This is a genomic window from Pseudoalteromonas sp. (assembly GCF_041629635.1).
In the GTDB taxonomy this organism is placed as follows: domain Bacteria; phylum Pseudomonadota; class Gammaproteobacteria; order Enterobacterales; family Alteromonadaceae; genus Pseudoalteromonas.
This window is the reverse complement of the sequence record NZ_JBFKMX010000076.1, coordinates 1-17,417: the sequence shown is the minus strand read 5'-3', so window position 1 is coordinate 17,417 and position 17,417 is coordinate 1. Positions and strand designations below refer to the sequence as shown.

The 17,417-nt window shown below is 41.1% G+C and carries 18 protein-coding genes; 17 read left to right on the top strand and 1 reads right to left on the bottom strand.

Going from position 1 to position 17,417, the window contains the following annotated elements; genetic code table 11:
* From secD to ABYD77_RS11725, 5 genes are all read left to right on the top strand, one after another.
* On the top strand, positions 1-1,530 hold a 1,530-nt coding region (gene secD, locus ABYD77_RS11745), incomplete at its 5' end, for a protein translocase subunit SecD (RefSeq protein ID WP_372770075.1).
* A 9-nt stretch (positions 1,531-1,539) separates the two neighbouring features.
* On the top strand, positions 1,540-2,481 hold the full coding sequence (gene secF, locus ABYD77_RS11740) for a protein translocase subunit SecF (RefSeq protein ID WP_372770073.1): 942 nt from the start codon (positions 1,540-1,542) through the stop codon (positions 2,479-2,481).
* Positions 2,482-2,588: 107 nt separating this feature from the next.
* A complete protein-coding gene (locus ABYD77_RS11735) occupies positions 2,589-3,119 on the top strand; it encodes a hypothetical protein (RefSeq protein WP_372770071.1) in 531 nt (176 codons plus the stop codon).
* Between the two features lie 121 nt (positions 3,120-3,240).
* Entirely contained in the window at positions 3,241-5,025 is a 1,785-nt protein-coding gene (locus tag ABYD77_RS11730) for a GGDEF domain-containing protein (RefSeq protein ID WP_372770069.1), read from the top strand.
* 133 nt (positions 5,026-5,158) lie between these two features.
* Positions 5,159-5,998 carry a substrate-binding periplasmic protein gene (locus tag ABYD77_RS11725; protein WP_372770067.1) on the top strand — a complete coding sequence of 280 codons (840 nt, stop codon included), beginning with the start codon at positions 5,159-5,161 and terminating at the stop codon, positions 5,996-5,998.
* A 47-nt stretch (positions 5,999-6,045) separates the two neighbouring features.
* On the opposite strand, the gene suhB is transcribed toward ABYD77_RS11725, so the two are convergent.
* The gene (gene suhB, locus ABYD77_RS11720; protein ID WP_372770065.1) at positions 6,046-6,849 is read right to left on the bottom strand and encodes an inositol-1-monophosphatase; all 804 of its coding nucleotides are present in this window, start codon (positions 6,847-6,849) and stop codon (positions 6,046-6,048) included.
* Positions 6,850-7,102: 253 nt separating this feature from the next.
* Here suhB and trmJ point away from each other — a divergent pair, with 253 nt between their 5' ends.
* From trmJ to ABYD77_RS11660, 12 genes are all read left to right on the top strand, one after another.
* Positions 7,103-7,843, top strand: coding sequence for a tRNA (cytosine(32)/uridine(32)-2'-O)-methyltransferase TrmJ (gene trmJ / locus ABYD77_RS11715; protein ID WP_372770063.1), 741 nt, complete (start codon positions 7,103-7,105; stop codon positions 7,841-7,843).
* A gap of 186 nt (positions 7,844-8,029) precedes the next feature.
* Positions 8,030-8,530 carry a Fe-S cluster assembly transcriptional regulator IscR gene (gene iscR / locus ABYD77_RS11710; RefSeq protein ID WP_372770061.1) on the top strand — a complete coding sequence of 167 codons (501 nt, stop codon included), beginning with the start codon at positions 8,030-8,032 and terminating at the stop codon, positions 8,528-8,530.
* A gap of 19 nt (positions 8,531-8,549) precedes the next feature.
* Entirely contained in the window at positions 8,550-9,767 is a 1,218-nt protein-coding gene (locus ABYD77_RS11705; RefSeq protein WP_372770059.1) for an IscS subfamily cysteine desulfurase, read from the top strand.
* Between the two features lie 31 nt (positions 9,768-9,798).
* Positions 9,799-10,182 (top strand): Fe-S cluster assembly scaffold IscU, encoded by a 384-nt coding sequence (iscU, locus tag ABYD77_RS11700; protein ID WP_372770057.1) that lies wholly within the window; start codon positions 9,799-9,801, stop codon positions 10,180-10,182.
* Between the two features lie 3 nt (positions 10,183-10,185).
* Positions 10,186-10,509: an iron-sulfur cluster assembly protein IscA gene (iscA, locus tag ABYD77_RS11695; protein WP_372770055.1), complete on the top strand. Its 324-nt coding sequence runs from the start codon at positions 10,186-10,188 to the stop codon at positions 10,507-10,509.
* Positions 10,510-10,589: 80 nt separating this feature from the next.
* Positions 10,590-11,117 carry a co-chaperone HscB gene (hscB, locus tag ABYD77_RS11690; protein WP_372770053.1) on the top strand — a complete coding sequence of 176 codons (528 nt, stop codon included), beginning with the start codon at positions 10,590-10,592 and terminating at the stop codon, positions 11,115-11,117.
* 16 nt (positions 11,118-11,133) lie between these two features.
* The gene (gene hscA / locus ABYD77_RS11685; RefSeq protein ID WP_372770051.1) at positions 11,134-12,993 is read left to right on the top strand and encodes a Fe-S protein assembly chaperone HscA; all 1,860 of its coding nucleotides are present in this window, start codon (positions 11,134-11,136) and stop codon (positions 12,991-12,993) included.
* Between the two features lies 1 nt (position 12,994).
* Positions 12,995-13,333, top strand: a complete 339-nt coding sequence (gene fdx / locus ABYD77_RS11680; RefSeq protein ID WP_274762863.1) for an ISC system 2Fe-2S type ferredoxin — start codon at positions 12,995-12,997, stop codon at positions 13,331-13,333.
* 134 nt (positions 13,334-13,467) lie between these two features.
* A complete protein-coding gene (locus ABYD77_RS11675; RefSeq protein ID WP_372770049.1) occupies positions 13,468-13,845 on the top strand; it encodes an STAS/SEC14 domain-containing protein in 378 nt (125 codons plus the stop codon).
* A gap of 94 nt (positions 13,846-13,939) precedes the next feature.
* Complete coding sequence (locus ABYD77_RS11670) at positions 13,940-14,836, top strand: NDP-sugar synthase (RefSeq protein ID WP_372770047.1); 897 nt, start codon at positions 13,940-13,942, stop codon at positions 14,834-14,836.
* 25 nt (positions 14,837-14,861) lie between these two features.
* On the top strand, positions 14,862-15,932 hold the full coding sequence (locus tag ABYD77_RS11665; protein ID WP_372770045.1) for a phosphotransferase enzyme family protein: 1,071 nt from the start codon (positions 14,862-14,864) through the stop codon (positions 15,930-15,932).
* Between the two features lie 126 nt (positions 15,933-16,058).
* A partial coding sequence (locus tag ABYD77_RS11660) for a Gfo/Idh/MocA family protein (protein WP_372770043.1) occupies positions 16,059-17,417 on the top strand: 1,359 nt, incomplete at its 3' end.

Sequence of the window (17,417 nt, the reverse complement as noted above, 5' to 3'; positions counted from 1 at the left end):
GCATGGCTTGAAAACTTGGGCGGTGCGCCGATGAAGTTAGGCCTAGATTTACGTGGTGGTGTTGAATTTACGATGGAAGTTGATATGCAAACAGCAATCAACAACCAACTTAAGCAAATGCAACAAGATTTCCGTTCTGATTTACGTGAGCAGAAAATCCGCTACCGCAGTATTCGCGAAGTCGCAAACTCTGACCGTGTTCAACTTGTTTTCCGTAATAACGAAGACAAAGATGCGGCTGAAAGCTTCCTACAAAAGAACAACCCAATGCTAGAGTTTCGCGATGACCGCGGCAATGACCTAGCATTCAACGTAAGACTTACAGAAGCTAAGTTGAAAGAAATTCGCGATTATGCGATTTCACAAAACTTAATCATTATTCGTAAGCGTATTAACCAAATTGGTGTAGCTGAGCCAAATGTTCAGCGCCAAGGTAAAGAGCGTATCTTAGTGCAATTACCGGGTATTCAAGACCCTGCACGTGCGAAAGAAATTTTAGGTTCAGCAGCAACACTTGAGCTACGCATGGTAGACCAAGATAACGACGTTCGCGATGCGTTAGCGGGTCGCATGCCGCCGGGTTCAGAAGTAATCAATGACCAATATGGTCGTCCAGTATTACTGAAAAAACGCGTAATGCTTGAAGGTTCTCATATTACCGGTGCACAAGCGGGTTATGACCAATATCAACGTCCGCAAGTTAGTTTGCAACTTGATAGTAAAGGTGGCTCAAAAATGGCTGCGTTTACTAAAGATGAAGTTGGTAACTTAATGGCGATTGTGTTCATCGAGTACCGTCCATCGGGCAAGGTTGATGAAAATGGTAAAGCATTACCACCAATCAAACATGAAGAAGTAATTAACCAGGCGACTATCAATGAGCGTTTAGGTCGTCGTTTCCAAATCACAGGTATTGATACACCAGCAAAAGCGCAGCATTTATCTGAAATGTTACGTGCAGGTGCGCTTGTAGCACCAATTCAAATTGTTGCTGAAAGTACCATTGGTCCAAGTATGGGTGCTGAAAACGTTGAAAAAGGGATTACTGCGGTAGTACTCGGTTTTGTTTTCGTACTGGTATTTATGCTGCTTTACTACAAAGGTTTTGGCTTGATTGCAAACATTGCGCTGGGATTAAACCTAGTGTTAATTGTTGGTGCTATGTCAGTACTTGCGGGTGCAACACTCACCTTACCAGGTATTGCCGGTATCGTACTTACCGTTGGTATGGCGGTTGATGCAAACGTACTTATTTTTGAACGTATTCGTGAAGAATTGGCTGACGGACGCAGTCCACAGCAAGCAATTCACCATGGTTACGATAGTGCATTTAGCACCATTTTCGATGCTAATATCACAACCTTAATCGCAGCTGTGATTTTGTACGCAATTGGTACAGGTCCTATTCAAGGATTCGCAATCACTCTTGCTATCGGTATTGTAACGTCAATGTTCACCGCTATTGTTGGTACGCGTGCAATTGTTAACGCGTTACTTGGTGGTAAGCGCATTGAGAAGTTATCTATCTAGGAGAGTGTGATGCAGTTATTAAAGTTAAACGAAACACTTAAGTTTATGTCATTGCGTAAAATCGCAATGACAATTTCAACACTGTTGATCCTTGCTTCTTTTGTGTCGTTTTTTACCAAAGGTATGAACTTTGGTTTGGATTTCACCGGTGGTACCACGGTAGAAGTTGGATTTGAGCAAGCAGCAGATCTTAAAGTTGTGCGTTCAGCGCTTCATGAAAATGGCTTCCCTGATGCGCAGGTCCAGCTGTTTGGCTCGAGTAAGGACGTAAAAATTCGCCTTGAACCACGTGAAGGTGAAAAGGCTGATATGATCAGTAACCAAGTACTCGATATTCTTGTTCAAGCGGGTCAAAAAGTTGAGATCCGCTCAATTGAGTTTGTTGGTCCAAGTGTTGGTGAAGATTTAAAAGAGCAGGGCGGCTTAGCAATGTTAACAGCGCTAATCTGTATTTTGCTTTACGTTGCTATGCGCTTTGAATGGCGTTTTGCGGTTGGCGCGGTAGCAGCGCTTGCGCACGATGTTCTGTTAACCGTAGGTCTTTTCTCTATTTTAGGCCTACCATTTGACTTAACCGTGCTTGCAGCGGTGCTTGCGGTTATAGGTTATTCACTCAACGATACGATTGTTGTATCTGACCGTATTCGTGAGAATTTCCGTAAAATTCGCATCGACGATACCATTGAAATTGTAGATATTTCACTTACACAAACACTTAACCGTACATTAGTAACATCAATTACCACGATTTTGGTACTTGTTGCGCTATTTGTATGGGGTGGCGAAACCATTCATGGTTTTGCAACAGCGCTACTGTTTGGTGTATTTATCGGTACTTACTCTTCTGTTTACGTAGCAAGTTCTGTTGCGGTAATGATGGGTATCAGCAAAGAAGACCTGATCCCTGAAGAAGTTGAGAAAGAAGGTGCTGAATTTGACAATATGCCTTAATTTGGCAGTGTTGTAATAATTTTGCAAAAGGCCAGTGTTAGTACTGGTCTTTTTTTGTGTGTTTAGTATGATACATGAAAATGATAAACATTCTCAAAGGCATTAAAATGACAAAGTTATCTGTTTTGGTTTCTTTAGCGGCAGTATCTCTTTTATCAGCGTGCGGTGAAAATCAAACAACCGCTGAAGTAGTGGCAGAAGCCCCTGTTATTAATCAAGATCTCGCAGTATATAAAGCAGGTGCAAAAGAACTCGTTAGTATGATTAAAACAGCAAAACCAGATGCTGATATTGCGCAAAAATCAGCTGAGCTTGTGGCGAGTTCTAAAGAGATTATTTCACAATTTATTGTTAAGCATCCAAAGTGTAATGAGTACCTAACTGCACTTAATAATGCAGCGGATATTATTCCTACCTTACCGCTTGAAGAAATTGAAGCGGGCTACCACGAAGATGGCAAATTACCAAAATTTGATGATCCTAACTGCTACCATGCTAAAGATTTACTGGTTCACCCTGCAACGGTACAAGCGATGGCATCAATGGGCATCAATAGCTCTGAAATGCGTGAAAGTGCAGAGCTTGAAATTATTGAAGTTATTGCACACTTCTCGCAAGTAGAAAAAGCATTAAACTAACCTAAATTTCAGAAGGTTGTCATTTTAAAATGAAATAATTGCAACCTTTTCTGATGCTTAATCACTGACATATTTTTGTCACTATCACTTGCTATATTCGCCATCCGTAAAGAGGTGAATTATGCAAAACTTGAAACAATCGAACAGCTTAAAAACAATCTTGTCAGAACGTTTGATTACTACGCTGTTTCAACCCATTCTTGATATTGAACAAGAAACGGTTTTAGGCTACGAAGCGCTATCACGAGGGCCTGAAAATTCAAGTTTATACAGTCCATTAGAACTCTTTGCTCAAGCAGAACAAGATGCTTGCCTATCCGAATTAGAATTACTTTGCCGTGAAAAAGCGATAGAAAACTTTGTAAAACAAGGTCTACCAGGCAAGTTATTTATTAATGTGAGCCCAACGACCTTATTACAAGCAACTCACCCTAAGGGTGAAACGCTTCATTTATTAGCGAAATACGGCTTGCCAACCTCTCGTGTCGTTATCGAAATCACCGAGCGAGAGCCACTTTGTGAAAGTGATTTATTATTTGAAGCAATAAAGCATTACCGCGATTTAGGATTGCATATTGCTATAGATGATTTTGGCTCAGGTTACAGTGGTTTAAAGCAGTGGTCTGAATTAAAACCTGATATCGTTAAGATTGACCGTTACTTTATTGATCATTGCGATAAAAGTGTGGTGAAAAAAGAGTTTTTACGTTCGATATTGGAACTTGCAAAAATCACTAACACCCGGGTTATCGCAGAAGGTATCGAGCGTACGCAAGAACTTGAACTATTAAAAAGCTTAGGCGTTGAATTAGCGCAGGGTTTTTTACTGGAGCGCCCCGCATTATCACCCTGTCAAAGCTTTGCTGAATGCATTGCTGCACAAAAACTCGTTGATATGCCACGTAACACACAAAACTATTCACGCTTTATTGGTAATTTACTGCTTAGTCAGCAATCGATTTTGGCTTCAACCAATTGTGGTATGGCGAAAAAGTATTTTGAGCAAGATAAGTCACTGCAAAGTTTAGTAGTATTAAATCAAGAGAGTCGCCCAGTTGGTATTTTACATCGAGATCAGCTGTCGGAATTATTCTCCTCAACCTATGGTGCGGCACTTCATGCAAAACACTCTGTGACTGAGATTATGGATAATCAGCCACTGGTTGTTGATAGATTGACAGCGCTGGACTCAGTAAGTCAAAAAATTACTGACTCAGACTTTGATATTCGTCGCTACATTATTGTTACACAAGAAGGTGCGTATTTAGGCGTAGTGCCCATTCGCGATATTTTAAAGCACATTACCGATGAGAAAATTAAAAACGCGCAACATGCAAATCCGTTAACTATGTTGCCGGGTAATGTGGCCATTAATGAAAATATCGAACGCAGATTAAATGCAAAGCATAATTTTGAATTGGCCTATATCGATTTAAATCACTTTAAACAGTTTAATGACCTTTATGGTTATGCCAGTGGTGATATGGTAATAAAACTACTGGCCGAAATATGTCGTCGTGTGTGCAATCGCAAAGACTGCTTTATCGGGCATATTGGTGGCGATGATTTTATGTTGGTTTGCTCAAGTGGTATTGGTGAGGCGTTGTGTCAACAAATTATTACTGAATTTGAAACTGCGGTAAAAGCCTATTTTACCCCAGAGCATGTCTCAGCAGGCGGTTACTGGGCGACAAATCGTGAAGGTGAGAAAAAATTTGTACCTTTACTTACGTTATCAATCGGCCTAGTTAATCCAGACATTGAACATTGTGAGAATAGTCATCAAGTAGCAGCACTTGCCACCGATGCAAAAAAAGAAGCGAAGCGTTTTGTGACTAGCCATTTGTTTATTTGCAAACGCCGACGACCGACAATGGCGATAGTCAGGTTACCTGTCGCAAAATAGTGAATTAGCTGTGATTGAAAAACAATCGCTTTACCTCATCAATAACTTGCTTTACCTCATCAATAACTTGCTTTACCTCATCAATAACTTGCTTTAACTTAAGATTACTCGAGCTATATTTGGGGCAAGTAATATGAGAATAAATGTACCATATTGTTTTATAGCACTTATTTCATTATCTATATGCTCAGCAGCGGCAACCGAAGTTGTTAAAGTAGCTAAAGAGCAGCGCAAGCTATATCCCAGAGATCATTATATTATTAGCTTGTTAGAGATGGCACTGGCAAATCACGCTTATCAATTAGAGCATGTCCCTGTGCACCCTCATCAGCAACGTACCTTGCTAAAACTGAGTAAAGGTGACGTGGATATTCATTGGGGCATGACAAGCCCTGATCGTGAAACCATAGCCACAGCCATTCCCATTCCTATTTTCAAGGGCTTAATAGGTAAACGCATTGCACTGATAAATCAGCAAAGGCAACCCGAATTCAGTGCCATCACCGACGATAAGTTTAAGTTGTTAACAGCAGTACAGGGGCACGATTGGCCTGATACGAAAATTTTGGCGCAAAATGGCTACCGTGTGAAACCATTTGCCCATTACCCTGCTATGTTTACGATGGTATCGCGTGGGCAAGTTGATTACTTCCCTCGTTCCGTAATTGAAATTCAAGATGAATTGGCGGAGTTTAATAAACTTGGTTTGGCTATTGAGCAGCAGCATCTACTCAGTTATCCCGCAGCGTTTTACTTTTTTGTAAATAAAAACAAAAGTGAACTGGCTACAGCACTGGAAAGTGGTTTGTTAGCAATGGTGAGCAATGGGCGATTTGATAAGTTATTTGATCACTACTTTGCAGATACGCTCGCAAAATTAAAACTGGATGAGCGCGTAGAGCACCAACTTGAGAATGATTATTTTCCGGATGCAGCAATATTAGACAATAAAGCGCTTTGGTATAAAAAATAAGGAAGCAAATTGCTTCCTTATTTATAAAACCTAGTAAAAGCTAGCAATTATTTAAGTAATGCATCGCTTAAGTGTGGGCGAAGCTCTTTTACAATTGCTTGTGCAAGTTTTGGCGCACCACATACAATATTGCCTGACTTATCTTGGTTGTTACCGCCAGCAAAGTCAGTTACTAAACCACCTGCTTCTTTAACAAGTAGTTGACCTGCCGCTGTATCCCAAGGCTTTAAGCCAATTTCAAAGAAACCATCAACACGACCAGCAGCAACATATGCTAAATCAAGTGCTGCAGAACCAGCGCGACGCATATCTGCAGTGTGAATAAATAACGCACTGAATGCATTCATATATTCTTCCATATGATGCTTATGCTTAAATGGGAAACCAGTTGCTAATACAGTGCCCGAAAGGTCTGTTGCTTTGTTAACGCGAATACGCTTGCTGTTAAGCTGTGCGCCTTGACCGCGAGTTGCAGTAAATAACTCGCCACGAATTGGATCGTAAACAACAGCTTGTTCTGTACGGCCTTTAACTTTTAATGCAATAGAAACCGCGAAGTGAGGAATGCCCTTAATGAAGTTTGTTGTACCATCAAGAGGATCGATAACCCAAAGGTAATCAGCGTCGCTGCCAAGTTGTTGACCTAGCTCTTCGCCTACAATGCTATGGTTAGGGTAAGACTTTAAAATAGTGTCGCGAATCATTGCTTCCGCGTCTTTGTCTACGTTAGTTACAAAGTCGTTGCTACCTTTTTGAAGTACTTCAACTTTATCACTCTCTTCAAATTTTTGAAGAATAACTTTACCTGCATTTCGCGCAGCGCGAACCGCAATGTTTAACATTGGATGCATAGCTTTACCTTTAGGTTTTAAAAGAACTCATTAACTACTGAGATTTGGTTAATTGGTACCACCGCTCAGTTCAGCCGCGCTATTTTAGCGACTTTTTTACTGATGTAAACCAAAATAATAAATTTAATCTCTGGTTAAGAATTGATCAAACTTGCCAACGAAAAAATCGTTATTCGCGGTGTAATAGTCGAAATTTAAAGATGAGTAGGCTAAAATCCGCGCCAGATAAAATTTAAGAGTTTAAGATCAACTAATGACGCTAGATAAAATTCGTATCGTACTCGTTAATACTTCTCATACAGGTAATATTGGTTCTGTTGCACGTGCAATGAAAACAATGGGCTTTAGTAAGCTCTATCTAGTAGACCCAGTAAACCCGGTCGACAGTCATGCAAGCGCACTCGCTGCAGGTGCAACGGATGTATTAGGTAATGCTGTTGTGGTAGATACACTACAAGAAGCAATTGCTGATTGTAATACGGTAATTGGCACTAGCGCACGTTCACGTACATTATCTTGGCCAATGGTTGACCCAGTTGAGTGTGGTGACAAGCTACTAACAGGCACAGAGCAAGAAGGTGATGTGGCATTAGTATTTGGTCGTGAAAATAGCGGTCTAACCAATGAAGAATTACAACTGTGTAATTACCATGTGTGCATCGCTGCTAATCCAGAATATTCATCGCTAAATTTAGCCATGGCAGTGCAAACACTATGTTACGAAACACGTATGCGCTATTTAGCTAAAGGTGAACAACCTATTGAGCAAGATGATACGGTATACCCAAGCTCAGAACAAATGGAACTATTTTATCAGCATTTAGAAAAAACCTTGTCTGATACCGGCTTTATTATTAAGCAGCACCCAGGTCAGGTAATGACAAAGTTACGCCGTTTATTTAATCGTGCTCGCCCAGAAGAACAAGAGCTTAACATTTTACGCGGCATTTTAACCTCTATTGATAAATCAGTCGTAAAAAAAGAGTGCGAATAGCATAAAGACAATACTTGACTAATTTACTCAGGTAATTAAAATAATACCTGAGTAAATTACTAGGTTATTAGTTGCGAAGACGAGAAACAACGCGACTAAAGAATAACCTAAGTGCGAACAATAAATACTTGACTATCTTAGTCAGGTAATTAAAATTCGCACTCTTATTGATTATGGGGGCTTAGCATGAAATTAACGTCGAAAGGTCGATATGCAGTTACTGCATTATTAGACGTGGCGCTTCATACTAAAATTGGCCCAGTTCCCCTTGCTGAAATTTCAGAAAGACAAGATATCTCACTTTCATACCTTGAACAGTTATTTTCGCGTTTGCGCAAGCAAGATTTAGTACGTTCTGTTCGCGGCCCGGGTGGTGGTTACTTACTAGGTAAAGAAGCATCTGAAATATCTGTGGGTGATATTATTTCTGCAGTCAATGAATCGGTAGATGCCACTCGTTGTGGTGGTGAAGGCGATTGCCAAAATGGTGTTCGCTGTTTAACACACTCGTTATGGAGTGAGCTAAGTCAGCGCATCGAAGAGTTTTTAAACAGTATTACGTTAGCTGAGCTCGTTGCCAAAAAAGATGTGCAACGTGTTGCTGACCGTCAAGATCAGGCAGTAGAAAAAGCCGTTGAGAAGTCACTCAGCCAACTCGAAAATATCAACATTAGTTGCCAAATGTAGCAATTCGGAGCAAGTAAATATGAAGTTACCAATTTATTTAGATTATGCCGCCACAACACCTGTCGACCCGCGTGTAGCTGATGCTATGATGCAGTGTCTAACAATGGATGGCAACTTTGGTAACCCAGCTTCTCGTTCACACCGTTTTGGTTGGCAGGCAGAAGAAGCGGTTGACCAAGCGCGTCATGATATCGCTGAATTAATCAACGCAGATCCACGTGAAATCGTATTTACTTCAGGTGCAACCGAATCAAATAACTTGGCAATTAAAGGTGCTGCAAACTTCTATGCGAAGAAAGGTAAGCACGTAATCACAGTTAAAACTGAGCATAAAGCAGTATTAGATACGTGTCGTGAACTTGAGCGTCAAGGTTTTGAAGTAACCTATATGGATGTTGAAGAAAACGGTTTACTCGATCTTAAAAAGCTAGAAGCAGCAATGCGTGATGACACCGTACTTGTGAGCGTAATGCACGTAAATAACGAGCTGGGTGTTGTACAAGATATCGCTACAATTGGCGAAATGTGTCGCGAACGTAAAATTATGTTCCATGTTGATGGTGCACAAAGTGCAGGTAAAGTAAAAATCGACATGCAAGCACTGAAAGTTGATTTTATGTCTTTCTCTGGTCACAAAGTATATGGCCCGAAAGGTATTGGTGCACTTTACGTACGTCGTAAGCCGCGTGCACGTTTAGAAGCTCAAATGCACGGTGGTGGTCATGAGCGTGGTATGCGTTCTGGTACACTTGCTACTCACCAAATCGTGGGTATGGGTCAAGCGTTCAAAATTGCAAAAGAAGACTTTGACAAAGACCACGCGCACATTTCAGCACTTCGTAAGCGCTTAATCGATGGCATTATGTCTGATATCGAAGAAGTTTACTTCAACGGTACGCCAGACCAATCTGTGCCAGGTATTGTGAACATTTCTTTCAACTATGTTGAAGGTGAATCACTGCTTATGGCGCTAAAAGATATCGCAGTATCTTCTGGTTCTGCCTGTACATCAGCAAGTTTAGAACCATCTTATGTGTTACGTGCTCTTGGACGTAACGACGAATTAGCACATAGCTCAATTCGTTTTAGTATTGGTCGTTTTACGACAGAAGAAGAGATTGACTACACTGTTCAGCTAATCAAAGACTCAATTGGCCGTTTACGCGAAATGTCTCCACTTTGGGAAATGTTTAAAGACGGTGTTGATTTAGAGTCAGTTGAGTGGACACACCACTAATTAAATGAATTGGGTATTGAGGTAACAAGCAATGGCATATAGTGACAAAGTAATTGACCATGTAGAGAATCCACGTAACGTAGGTTCTTTCGATAAGAATGACCCAAGCGTAGCAACGGGCATGGTTGGCGCACCAGCGTGTGGTGACGTAATGAAGTTGCAAATTAAAGTATCTGATGATGGTATTATCGAAGATGCGAAGTTCAAAACTTACGGGTGTGGTAGTGCAATTGCATCTTCTTCACTGGTAACTGAATGGGTTAAAGGTAAAAGCTTAGATGAAGCGGCGGAAATCAAAAACACTGATATCACTGCTGAGTTAGAATTACCACCAGTTAAAATTCACTGTTCAATTTTAGCGGAAGATGCAATCCAAGCAGCGATTGCTGATTACAAAAAAAAGCACGGTGAATAATTTATGGCAATTACTTTAACTGATGCAGCAGCAGATCGCGTACGTTCATTTTTAACCAATCGTGGTAAAGGTCTTGGCCTGCGTGTTGGTATTAAAACCACAGGCTGTTCAGGCCTTGCATATGTTTTAGAATTTGTTGATGAACTCGCAGATGGTGATGAAACTTTTGAGCACAATGGCGTAACCGTTATTGTTGATGCTAAAAGCCTTGTCTACATCGATGGTACTGAACTGGATTTTGTTAAAGAAGGCCTAAACGAAGGGTTTAAGTTTAACAACCCTAATCAAAATGGTGAGTGTGGCTGCGGCGAAAGCTTCACTGTTTAACACACCCTGTTTAATACCGTTTCTTAAGCCCTGCAATTGCGGGGCTTGTGTGCAATTAAGAGCGAGGATTTTTCGTTACTATGAAATACTTTGAGTTATTTGCAATCCCTGTTCAATTTGATGTTGACCTTATTATCGTTAATGCACGCTATCTCGAACTGCAAAAAATTCTTCACCCTGATCGTCATGCCAGCTTAAGTTCACAGCAACAACTACTTGCTGTGCAAAAAACCGCTGAGTTAAATGATGCATTGCAAGTACTAAAGCAACCACTTAAGCGCGCCGAATATATGCTTGCTGAAAAGCACATTGATATTCGTGCTGAGCAGCAAACCTTGCAAGACCCTGAATTTTTAATGCAACAAATGGAATTGCGTGAAGAGCTTAGCGAAATAGCTGGCGCAGCAGATCCTGAAGCGGCCATTGAACAATTTGAAAGCCATGTAAAAGCACTTCATCAAGACTATTATGCAGAGCTCAAAAAGTACATCGACAGTAACGAGCAGAGCGAACTTTTAATCGCTGCCGATATTGTACGCAAACTTAAGTTTATTTATAAATTACGAGAAGAATTAGAGCGCATCGAAGATTCGCTTTTCGATGACTAATTAGGACGCGAGAAACATGTTACTCCAAATAGCAGAACCAGGCCAAAGTGCATCTCCCCATGAGCACAAATTAGCAGTTGGCATTGACTTAGGAACCACGAACTCGCTGGTAGCAACGGTACAAAGTGGCCAGAGCAAAGTGCTGCCAGATTTAATGGGTAAAACAATTTTACCTTCAGCAGTGCATTACGGCGAAAACGACATTACCGTTGGTGAAAAAGCCAAGAAAGATGCGCCACTCGATGCTGCAAATACATTAATTTCAGTGAAGCGATTTCTTGGTAAATCATTCCAAGAAATCAGCGAAATTGCCGATAGCCTACCGTATCAATTTAGCAATGAAAACGACGTATTAGCAATTCAAACACGTCAAGGTCATATCAATCCTATTCAAGCATCAAGTGAAATCTTAAAAGCGTTAAAAGCGCGTGCAATGGATAGTTTTGGCGGTGAAGAAATTACCGGTGCGGTAATCACTGTACCTGCGTATTTTGATGATGCACAGCGCCAAGGTACCAAAGATGCTGCAGAGCTTGCAGGCTTAAAAGTATTGCGTTTACTCAACGAACCAACCGCAGCCGCAGTTGCCTATGGTTTGGATTCAGGCAAAGAAGGTGTTATCGCCGTTTACGACTTAGGTGGCGGTACCTTTGATGTGTCAATTCTTCGCTTAAATAAAGGTGTGTTTGAAGTACTGTCAACCGGTGGTGATTCAGCGCTTGGCGGCGATGACTTTGACGCACTGCTAGTAAGTTACTTTAAAGAACAAACCGGCATTGATACACCTAATGCAGATACGCTTCGCTTATTTATGGAAAAAGCGCGTGCGTGTAAAGAAGCACTTACTAGCTACAACCTTGTAAACGTTGGTTTAGATTTAGGTGACAAGCAGTTTACTATCGAAGTAACCAAAGATTTCTTCAACCAATTAGCAGAAAGCTTAGTTAAGAAAACACTTCGCGCTTCTCGTCGCGCACTAAAAGATGCGGGCGTTGAAAAAGAAGAGGTACTTGAAGTGGTTATGGTAGGTGGTTCTACACGCATGCCAATCGTGCGTGAGCAAGTGGGTGAATTTTTCGGCCAAGAACCATTAACCTCAATTGACCCAGACCAAGTTGTTGCAATCGGTGCTGCAATTCAAGCAGATATCTTAGTGGGAAATAAACCTGATTCAGATATGTTACTGCTTGATGTATTACCGCTGTCACTCGGTTTAGAGACTATGGGCGGCTTGGTTGAGAAAATTATTCCGCGTAACACCACTATTCCTGTGGCTCGCGCACAAGAATTCACTACCTTTAAAGATGGCCAAACGGCAATGTCTTTACACGTGTTACAAGGTGAGCGTGAACTGGTAGATGATTGTCGTTCGCTTGCTAAATTCAGCCTAAAAGGTATTCCGCCAATGGCTGCGGGGGCGGCACATATTCGTGTAACCTTTAAGGTGGATGCAGATGGCTTGTTAAGTGTTAGCGCTATGGAAAAATCAACAGGCGTGCAATCAGAAATTCAGGTTAAACCATCGTTTGGTTTATCAGATGACCAGGTTGCCGATATGATTAAATCATCAATGGTCAATGCTAAAGACGATATGCAAGCGCGCATGCTAAAAGAGCAGCAAGTTGAAGCACTGCGTGTAATTGAAGCACTGAATGCATCTATCGCACAAAGTGGTTACTTACTTTCAAGCGATGAGAAAAGTGAATTAGAAAGCGAAATCAGCAAACTTGCCGTTCTTCGCGAAACGGCGACAACGCCAGACCAATTAAAATCAGCCATCGAAGCAATTGATAAAGCAAGCAGTGAGTTTGCATCACGCCGTATGGACGATTCAATTAAACAGGCTTTAACTGGCCAGTCGGTAGATGAGGTTTAATATGCCACAAATTATTTTCTTACCACACGAAGAGCTTTGTCCTGAAGGTGCAGCAATCGAAGCGCCAACTGGCGAAACAGTACTAGATGTCGCACTTAAAAATGGCATTTCAATTCCACATGCGTGTGAAAAATCATGTGCATGTACAACGTGTCATATCATCGTGCGTGAAGGATTTGATTCGCTTGAAGAAAGCGATGAGCTGGAAGATGACATGCTTGATAAAGCCTGGGGTTTAGAGCCTGAATCGCGCCTTGGCTGTCAGGCAATTATCGCTGATGAGGACTTGGTGGTTGAAATTCCAAAGTACAATTTAAATATTGTTAATGAAGAGCACTAAACATCAATCATTAATCAATAAGTCTTTTAAAGCGCTGCTATAGCGCTTTTTTATTGTCTGAAAGTTGGCTAATATCAAAGTAGTGTTAGGCTGTTTTGTTTAATCTGAAAACATAATTGAGAGTAGGAAAGCAAATGAAACCACATGGTATTAGTATTGGCTTAAGTCGTGTAAAAAGTACGTTTTTTATTCATATTCGTGCATTCGGTAAGCTGCATCATGATGACTATCAGTATATGGTGCCCACCATTGAGTCAGCGTTAAGTGAGGTGAAGGAGCCAAAGCTGAATGTACTTATTGATATCACAGAGCTCGATGGTTGGACAATGAACGCCGCATGGGATGACTTTAAATTTGGTATGAAGCATCGCTGCGAATTTGATAAAGTTGCGGTTATTTGCTCTCAACGATGGCAAAAAGGAGTTGCACAAGTATCTAACTGGTTTATGCCGGGCGAAATAAAGTCTTTTGATAATCACCACGATGCCTTAGTTTGGCTGGAAGGAGCGTAAATGCAACTATTGCTGCGTTAAATTAGTTAATGCATTTGCTCAGAAAGCCTTGTAGAATTTAACGCTTGTTTAGTTTAATAATTCTGCAAAGTTTATGGTGCACGGAAGTTGTGGTAATAGCACATCAAGCGCAAAAATTAATCCATGCGATGTTAGTTTAGTTATTTTAGCGGGCGGTTTAGGCCGACGTTTTGGCGGAAATAAACAACTTGCTGAAGTGCCAGGTATTGGCAAAACCTTGCTTGAATTAAGCATTCAAGATGCATTCGATGCGGGCATTCGCCATTTAGTGTTAGTTGTGAATGCAACAATCAAAGAGACTGTTGAAGCACACATTTTACCCAGATTAAACCCAAACTTAAGCGTTGATTTGGCTATTCAGTCTATCTCAGATGTGCCGCCTCATTACCAACAAAAAAGCAGTGTTCGTGAAAAACCTTGGGGCACAGGACATGCGCTATTAACAGCTAAATCATTTGTGAAAACGTATTTTGTGGTTATTACTGCTGATGATTATTATGGAAAATCGGCTTTTTCAACCTTGCTTAATGATTGGCAAAATAACGGGTGTTGGCGTTTGTTAGGTTACCCATTGGTCAGTACGCTAACACATCAAGGCGGGGTTAATCGCGGTATTTGTGAGCTGAATGGCAGATTACTAAACAAAATCACAGAAGTATTAAATATTGATGCAGATCTTAACGGTGAAACACCTTCTGGTGATAAAGTGTCACTTTCATCAGAGGTATATGCATCAATGACCATTTGGGCACTTAGTTTTAAGATATTCACCCAGTTGGAAGATGGCTTCATCGACTTTTTGAAAATGGATGACAGCGCTATCAATGGTGAGTTTTTTTTACCGGACCAAATTCAGTATTTAATTGCTGAGCATGGGCAAATTGTTGAGTTACACCCTGCCAAGGAACAGTGGCTGGGTGTAACCTATAGCGATGATTTGCATCATGTTGCTGCGCAATTAAGTGAGTAAGTAAAAGCAGTTGCGAGAGATTACAATGACGTATCAAGAGCAAGCGTTAGTTTTGTCAGACCAATTTGGTTTAGGGCAGGACGATATATCAATAAAACCGATTGGCAGTGGCCACATCAATACAACATTACTGCTAAGTTCGCCGAGAAAGCATTTAGTAGTGCAAAAGTTAAATACCCAGGTATTTCCTGATTCTGAAGCGCTAGTATCGAATGCGCGTAAAATTGAGCAACACCTAACCAAAAAAGCAGCAAAAAATGCTTATGATCTTGATGTTATAAAACATGTAGCAACGCAAGATGATAGTCATTTAATTCGCTTTAATGGCGAAACGTGGCGTGCACTTGAGTTTATTGGCGGCAGCTACAGTGAAGATGTAGTTGAATCAAGTGAAAAAGCAAAAATTGCTGCTGGCGCATTTGGCCAGTTTGCAAAAGCACTTGATGATTTTGAAGCAGACAGTTTAAAAACTGTTATTCCAAATTTTCATAATTTAGCAATGCGTATTTCAGCACTTGATAAAGCAGTGACTGCAGACAAAGTTGCGCGAGTTGCTAAGTGTAGAGCTGAAATCGCATTTTGTCAGGAACAGGGTCAATTGCTTGAAGAGATTGATGAAGTTGTACCTGATTTACCCGTACGTGCTTGTCATAACGATACCAAAATCAACAATATGCTATTTTGTAAAAAGTCTGACCAAGCAAAAGCCGTTATTGATTTAGATACCTGTATGCCGGGTTACTGGATGTTTGACTTTGGCGATATGGTTCGCACTTTCTGCTCACCAGAAGCGGAAGATTCAACTAACTTAGATAAAGTAAAAGTGCGCGAAAATATCTTTGCTTCAATTGTTGAAGGTTATGTCGAGCCGCTCAAAAATGTCTTGTCAGATAAAGAAAAACAAAGCTTTTGGTTAGGCGCCAAAGTGATGATTTTTATGATTGGCGTGCGTTTTTTAACTGATTATCTCGATGGTGATAACTATTTTACCACTCACCGTGATAATCATAATCTTGACCGTGCACGCAACCAATTTGCGCTATATAAAGATTTACTAAAAAAAGAACAAACATTGAAAGCGATTTTGTTCAAATAAATAAAAGGTAGCGAAAGCTGCCTTTTTTGTTTTTAAAGTTATGTATTTAGTTGTTCCATTGTTCCCCCTGAAATAAGCAATGCGATCAAATAACAAAAAAGAAAAGTACGTTCAAAGGATACACAGATGAAAAATATGGATCGTCGCGGCTTTTTAAAAGCGGCAACTGTCACCGCAGCTGCGGGTTTAACCGCTGCTTGCGCAACGTCAAATAATCAATTTACACCAGCAAAACAGCAGGGCAAAAGTGTAATGGGCTTAATTGCACCAAAAATGGATGTGGTACGTGTTGGTTTTATTGGTGTGGGTCAACGCGGTTATGGCCATGTTAAACGCATGAGCCATATTGAAGGCGCTGAAATTGTCGCAATTTGTGATAACCACCAAGAAGTGCTTGAGCGCTCAGCAAAATTCTTAACAGATAATGGCCATAAACAACCTGCCTTGTACGGAAATAGTGAATACGCTTATCGCGATATGTTAAACCGTCAAGATATCGATATTGTTATTATTTCAACGCCTTGGAAGTGGCATGCGCCAATGGCCATTGAATCGATGGAAAGCGGTAAACACGCCTTTGTAGAAGTGCCGCTTGCTACCACCGTCGAAGAAATGTGGGACATTGTTAATACAGCCGAGCGCACGCAAAAGAACTGTATGATGATGGAAAACGTAAACTACGGCCGTGATGAGTTAATGGTACTCAACATGGTGCGCCAAGGTCTGTTTGGTGAGTTACTGCATGGCGAAGCGGCTTATATTCATGAGCTACGTTGGCAAATGAAAGAGCTTGAAACTAAAACGGGTTCGTGGCGAACAGGTTGGCATGCAAAACGTAATGGTAATTTATACCCCACTCATGGTTTAGGCCCTGTATCGCAATATATGAATATTAACCGTGGCGATCGTTTTGATTATTTAACCTCAATGAGTTCACCGGCACTTGGGCGTGCGCTTTATGCGCAAAAAGAATTTCCTGCTGACCATCAGCGCAATCAACTCAAATACATCAACGGTGATATGAGCACCACACTGATTAAAACAGTGAAAGGCCGCACTATTATGGTTCAGCACGATACTACAACGCCACGCCCGTATTCTCGTCATAATCTTATTCAAGGCACCAACGGTGTATTTGCAGGTTTCCCAAATCGCATTGCGTTAGAAGAGGGCGGCAGTGGTAATTTCCACGAGTGGGATTACGATATGCAATCTTGGTACGATAAATACGACCACCCACTATGGGTTAAAATGGGAAAAGAAGCCGAGCGCAATGGTGGCCATGGCGGCATGGATTTCTTAATGTTCTGGCGCATGATTTACTGCCTGCGTAATGGTGAGCCACTGGATCAAGATGTTTACGATGGCGCTGCGTGGTCGGTAATTAGCCCTCTAAGTGCTGAGTCATTGAATAATCGTGCGAAGTCAGTAGATATTCCTGACTTTACTCGTGGTGCATGGCAAAGTGCAGAGCCGTTAGGGATT